The 5,602-nt window shown below is 63.3% G+C and carries 7 protein-coding genes; 2 read left to right on the top strand and 5 right to left on the bottom strand.

From position 1 onward, the window contains the following. Positions 1-451: 451 nt before the first annotated feature. Complete coding sequence (locus AC2VOG_RS11690; protein ID WP_486940060.1) at positions 452-787, top strand: hypothetical protein; 336 nt, start codon at positions 452-454, stop codon at positions 785-787. A 593-nt stretch (positions 788-1,380) separates the two neighbouring features. Here AC2VOG_RS11690 and AC2VOG_RS11685 read toward each other — a convergent pair. The 5 genes from AC2VOG_RS11685 to AC2VOG_RS11665 form a co-directional block, all read right to left on the bottom strand. Then, positions 1,381-1,794 carry a hypothetical protein gene (locus tag AC2VOG_RS11685; RefSeq protein WP_486940059.1) on the bottom strand — a complete coding sequence of 138 codons (414 nt, stop codon included), beginning with the start codon at positions 1,792-1,794 and terminating at the stop codon, positions 1,381-1,383. A 1,056-nt stretch (positions 1,795-2,850) separates the two neighbouring features. Beyond that, complete coding sequence (locus AC2VOG_RS11680) at positions 2,851-3,120, bottom strand: alkylmercury lyase (protein WP_486940058.1); 270 nt, start codon at positions 3,118-3,120, stop codon at positions 2,851-2,853. Beyond that, entirely contained in the window at positions 3,117-3,692 is a 576-nt protein-coding gene (locus AC2VOG_RS11675; RefSeq protein WP_486940057.1) for a helix-turn-helix domain-containing protein, read from the bottom strand. The genes AC2VOG_RS11680 and AC2VOG_RS11675 overlap by 4 nt, the downstream gene beginning before the upstream one ends. A 70-nt stretch (positions 3,693-3,762) precedes the next feature. Then, positions 3,763-4,557, bottom strand: coding sequence for an IclR family transcriptional regulator (locus tag AC2VOG_RS11670; RefSeq protein WP_486940056.1), 795 nt, complete (start codon positions 4,555-4,557; stop codon positions 3,763-3,765). A 29-nt stretch (positions 4,558-4,586) separates the two neighbouring features. Next, on the bottom strand, positions 4,587-5,072 hold the full coding sequence (locus AC2VOG_RS11665; protein WP_486940055.1) for a hypothetical protein: 486 nt from the start codon (positions 5,070-5,072) through the stop codon (positions 4,587-4,589). Between the two features lie 134 nt (positions 5,073-5,206). Between AC2VOG_RS11665 and AC2VOG_RS11660 the strand changes: the two genes are divergently transcribed. After that, positions 5,207-5,494 (top strand): hypothetical protein, encoded by a 288-nt coding sequence (locus AC2VOG_RS11660; RefSeq protein WP_486940054.1) that lies wholly within the window; start codon positions 5,207-5,209, stop codon positions 5,492-5,494. The last annotated feature ends 108 nt before the right edge of the window (positions 5,495-5,602 follow it).

Here is a 5,602-nt window from a genome sequence, read left to right as displayed (position 1 = left end):
TGGCCAGCGCTGCGGGGGTGCTGCGGTCGATGATTGCCCGCGGACCCAATCCGGTCCGCGGCAGCCGCCGGTGCCGGTTTAGCGCGCATCTTGGCCACCATCCACCCGCAGCTGCCAGTCACCGTCGACGACTACAACTCGGACGATAACGCGATGAACTTGCGCGACGTTCGCTTTACCGGGCGCAACGAGCAACACGGCGAGCATTCCAGAAAAGCTCGTCGCCCAGCTACGACAGGAGGCCCGTCGTAACCGACTACTGCCAATTGGCTCACAGCGGGGTTCGCGGTCGAGATCCGCTGATTAAGAGTCAGCTGTTCTGTGCGGTAGGGCAGATGTGGGATGTCGCCTGCAGCTGCGGGTCGTTGGTTTTCGCGACGTTTTCACGCTTGACCGCGGCTCAGTGTGTGCGTTCGGACGAAAAGGTGTTCTACTAGCGCAGAATGGCAGCATGGACGATCTGGTACCTACCGGGTTGGTTGCCCGGGTGTTGGACCGGCACTTGCGACTGCCGGCGAGCTGGGATGACACGGAACGCCGCGAGTTCGTCGACGAAGCCGCCCAACAGGTTGCCTACAGAGCGGCGGAGCTAGCCGACGATTGGGCTGATCGCGCAGTGACCGAATGGGGCCGACGGCACTGGCAATTACCTGGGGCTGAAACCCAGGCCGAGCTGGCGCGGCAGGCCCGAACATCCGCACTGATAGCGGTGTTGTGCGATGTGCTTCCCGATGTGCCAGTCACCGAGCTCTATGAGGGTGGCCTGGGGTGTGTCAACGCCACCTGAATCTTGACCGATTATCCGCAATACGGCAGCTGCTCACGTTTCAACCGGAGCCGACATTTCCGCGGGCTCGGTGCTTGCGTTCCGCCTTCGGCCCAGCGCGGCAAGGGATTTGTCAGGCGCCGTTAACGCGAGGTGCTGCATCGCCAGCTGTGTCGCATGTCTGCCAGCGGCTGCCCGTCGCATGATTTGAGCCATCACGGGGCCATCAACCGCGTTGACTCCGGGCAGGCGTTGGGCGTCCTGTGAGCACCGCTTCGGCCGATGGTTGCGGCGGTCGTCTCGCCGCGGCTAAGCCCCTCGGCAACCTCGCTCGAGGGCTTGCGTTGCGGGCTTCACCAGGTCACCGAACCAGCTATGCAACAGGCACACACGTGCATGCGTGTTGGTGTGACTGCTGACAGTCTTTGAGGGTTTGACGTGGGCCGCTTTGCCCGCCGCGCCGACGCCGCTGCCGCGTCGGCGAACCGCGATCAAGCGCGCCGGCTGGTTCAGCGCGCACCGCGAGCGCAGCGGTTACGGAAGCGCGCTCCGGCGCGGCGTCGCCCGTGTGGCGTCGTGCGCAGCGCCGCGGGCGGGGCGCAGCGCCCCGCTGGTTAGGTCAGCAACCGGGCAGCCCGAAGTGCAGTCAAAAGGCCCGCGGCAGCCCGCACGGTGGCGTCGTGTTCGCCGCGATGCAGAGTGCCGAGGGTTGCGGCGTCGGCGAGACCGTCGAGCACAACGCGGCAAGCACGCGGCGAGGTAAGGACGATCGCGGCCGCCTGGGTCGGGTCTGGTTCTGGCGGGATTACTTCAACGATGCGGTCGCGATACTCGACGCACCACAACGGCTTTTCGACCCGCTGCACAACACGCTCGACGCGCAGCCCGATCGCTCCAGAGCGAGCGGCTCGACGCTCCTCGTAGGCCGCCCGGCGACACGTTTGCGAGCACCACAAACGTGGACGCCCCCTACCGACAGCCGCCGGCAGCTGCCCATGGCAGCGCGGGCAGACAGGCTGATCGGACACGATGACACGCTACCGCGATTTCGTACGGACGAAAAGCAGTTACCGATTCGTGACCTTAATGCAAAAGGTGTGTGGTGTCTGGGCTGCTCGAAAACGGTTGGTGGGACTGGGCGCTGGTGTGTCGCGGCGGCGGTGGGGAGCGGGTTGTGTTGGTGCAGTGGGGGACTGGGAAACGGGAGATGTGGACAAATGTGGACGCGGAGATGTTGTGGGCGATGGTAGAGACGCGGGTTGACCACGCCGTATGGTTCGGCCATGGCGAATATCAACTCGAAAACTCAAGCGCTCAAAAAGGTTCGCGAAGCACAGGCCCGGGTGATGCTGTGATCCCGCCGCAGCCGCGTCTAATTCGTCGACGGTGGTGCGCGCAGCGTACATGCGGAGCCCGCGGTGCGGTAGATGGAGATCCGTGTCGACGGCAAGCCGTAACTGACCAGCTGACCGCGCAGTGGTCAGTATTCAGTTAGGACGACAACCGCAGTTACCCACACAAACTAACTGGGCATTTTTATCAGATGAATAAATGCCCTATCTAACTGACGGGCGCCCGCCGGCCTGGCCGCCCAAATAAGGCTCAGATGACGGTGTCGGTTTAGGTCAAAGTTCCGAGTAACTTCTTGCGGGATGTCCTGCTCACGGTCTTCACCGGAACCGATCTTGCGCGGAATCGAGCGGTGCGTCGTGGGGGAACCACTGATCGGCGGCCGGGCGCATCGGCCTCACCGGCGGATTGGTGGCGATGCTGTGTCGTATTGGCACCGCTGTTCTTGCGTTCGTCGGAATTATCGGCGCGACATCAGTGCACGCGTGGACGAATAATCTGTACTGGAACTATGGATGGTGGTTTCGCCTCGGCGGGCTGGTTATTCGCGCGGTGCTCGAGTTTTTGCGTTGCACCGACCTGACCAGTGCAACCTCCGCGGGTATCCGGCGACCGCGGTGGCGGTTGGCGACGATGTGAGCCATCGCCGCCGACACGTACGGCGTGTTGTGCGCGGTTACGACTTGGCTGGGCAGGTCCTGTAAGCCTCGTATGACGCCTTAAGGGTTCGCCCACTATGCCCTTCTTTCGAGTGCGGCGACGATTTGTGGGGTGGTGGGCAGGTCGAGCCGGCAGCGCGCCCCCAATATTGGTGGCGCGCCGGTCACGACGCCGCGGCCGTCGATCAGGACGGTTGGTGATGGGTAGGCGCCGACCAGTTCCTCGACTGCGGCGGTCCCTGCAGTAAAGGCCAGCGCGCGGTCCAGGGCGGCCCGGACCTGCTCCACAAGCGGGCAGTCGGGTATCGACAGTAACTGCACGCGGAGCGGGCCGACGCTCGTCACCAGCCGGCCCCCGCGCTCGCCCAACCGACCTCATGCAAGCGCACTTGGGTGACGTCGAACGCTTCGGCCAGCGAACGGACGTAACCGGTCGGGTGGTCGCGACACCAGGTTTCGGCGGCGGCCGGTCCGGCGAAGGAATGTCCATGCAACAGCTGATGCCGGCCATTGTCTGGAATCGTCTCGGACCATGCATGCGCTCGATGTAGATAACATTCGCATTGTCTGCCACCGCGAGATGGATGGTGAAACCCGGTCCGGTGACGCAAATCTTCCAGTATCGGCATTGCCCGCAGCCTGATCGGTAAACGACTGATCGTGAGTTGGCCCAGTTCATGTAGGTGGAGGCCAAGTTGATAGCGGCCGGTTTTCGGGTCACGCAGAGCGAACCCGCGGTCGCACAGACTGGTCAGCAGCCGATGCGCGGAACTTTTGCTGATCTTCAGCCGCTTAGCCAGCTCGGTCACGTCGAGCTGATCGGCGGTCCGGAAACTGTCGAGCAAGTCGAGCGCGGTGAGTACCGACTTGAGGCCGCCGTCTACAGGCCGGCGCCGGTCGTCGAGATCCGCACTCATACACCTATTCCCAGCACTTCATGGAACGTACGGGATCCAATTCGTAACTCCACCTTCGGCGTGAGCGTTCCTAGCTCAGAAGTGTCGACACTCGCGATGTCCCCGGCCCGGCAGAACGCCTTACCTCTTTGATGTTCTGCGAAATCGCCGCGGCGGTCACCAGCAGCGGTTTGACATACGACTGCAAATCTTCTTCTCGGCCACGTGGTCGCCGCCACACGATGCCGACGGCCGCCACGACTTGTCCGCATGGACCGCGCACGGGAGCGCCGATCGATGCGACACCGACCTCGTGTTCGTTCACAGTGCGTGACCACCCTCGCGCCCGAACCATGCGCAGTTCGCAGCGAAATTGAGTCGGATCAACAATCGTATGCGGTGTACGGGCATCGAAGCGATGCGCCGCCAATAAAGCGCCCAGTGTGGTGTCGGGCAGGTACGCCATGATTGCTTTGCCGCAACTGGAGTAATGCACGGACAGCCGAGTTTCGTCTGCCGTCACCGGATAACGACCGTTGCGGTTCACGAATTGTTCGAGATACACCACCTCGTTGCCCGCCAGCACGCCTAAGTGCACGGTCTGATCGACCCGCTGATGGAGGTGCACCAGGTCCGGGACGACCGCCTCATGCAGTTGGAGGGGCGCGGTTGCGGCCATGGCAAGGTCGATTGAGGTCAAGGAGAGGTGATACGTCCGGGTTATCGGATCGTGCTCCAACAGACGCTCGGCGACGAGCGCGGTGAGAATCCGGTGCACGGTGCTCTTGCCGAGACCGAACTCGCGACTGAGTTCGGTCACTCCCCGTGGACCAGGGCGATGGCTGAACGCCATGAGCACGCGCGCCGTGTTCTGCGCCGAGGACATCCGGTCCGAGGCGCGCTCCGTTGTGCTCGTCATGCTGGCACCTGACCGTGGGCACGAAGGACGGTCGCGTGACGGTTTGCCAACCCGGCGCCGAGGTGTCCGGCCCAGTGGTAGTCCAGCGTCGCGCCCTGCTGCAGCACGACGTAGTACAGCGTGGCGAAGATCCCAAGCACTCGCCGGACACAACTGACGGCTGGCTCAGTCGACTCGTCGAGCGCCTTAAGCGCGGTTAGCACACTTGCATCGGAAAACCGGAGTGTCCACGACAGCGGCGATGTCGAGCCGCTGATTTCGATGGTTTCGGCGCAGCAGCTCGCCAGCTGGGCCGCGAGAATGTGCAGATTGCGCAGCCCGGCCGCGGCGACTTCAAAGGGCCCGCCCGAGATCAGTAGCAGACGCGGACGGGCGGGCGGAAGTGATCGCACCTCGCTGACGTATGCGCGGCGGATCGAATCGACGGAACACGTCGTCGCCTGACGCACCCACTGGGCGTCGCGGCCGAGCCCCACCTCCACGAACTCCAGGCTATGCACCATATGTTGAACTCACGTCACCGTTCTGGTATGCGGAACGAGAGCTGTTTGCGGAATGCCGGCCGAGGACGATTATTAACCCCTTCGGCCGACATCCCTCGGCAGCGGAACGCATTGTGTCCGTCCAGAAATCGGTCGAGCTTGACCGCATCGGCCCGGATATCGAACAAGCCGTGTCCGCAGCGCTCGACCGCGCTGTGGTGTGGCTGGCGCATACCCGTATTAGTGCGGCCCGTCCTCGACGCCCACATCGACCACTACGGATTGCAGGACGGCTGATGGAGATCAGCAGCGCGGAGTTGTGGATGCACACGATGACCGACTGGACTGCGAGAAATACCGCCATCCGGATAACGCGGTCGCGCGGTGCCATCGGTGTGATCGCCGCCCGGATTCCGCTATGAGGAACATTTGGTTGTAAGGGTTCTGGGTCGGCGCAAGGTGAGCATGTGGCCAACCTAGCCCTGATTGCCGAACTCGCAGACCAGCTCTGGGAGGCGGACAAGTCGTGT

The sequence above is a fragment of the Mycobacterium sp. TH-M11 genome (genome assembly GCF_057473725.1).
Note: the sequence above shows the minus strand (reverse complement) of the source record. Positions and strands in the feature narration are given on the sequence as shown.

Coding starts and splice junctions, on each gene's coding strand:
- AC2VOG_RS11675 (WP_486940057.1), bottom strand. CDS start 3,692: ATGAGTGCGGATCTCGACGACCGGCGCCGGCCTGTAGACGGCGGCCTC.
- AC2VOG_RS11670 (WP_486940056.1), bottom strand. CDS start 4,557: ATGTCCTCGGCGCAGAACACGGCGCGCGTGCTCATGGCGTTCAGCCAT.
- AC2VOG_RS11690 (WP_486940060.1), top strand. CDS start 452: ATGGACGATCTGGTACCTACCGGGTTGGTTGCCCGGGTGTTGGACCGG.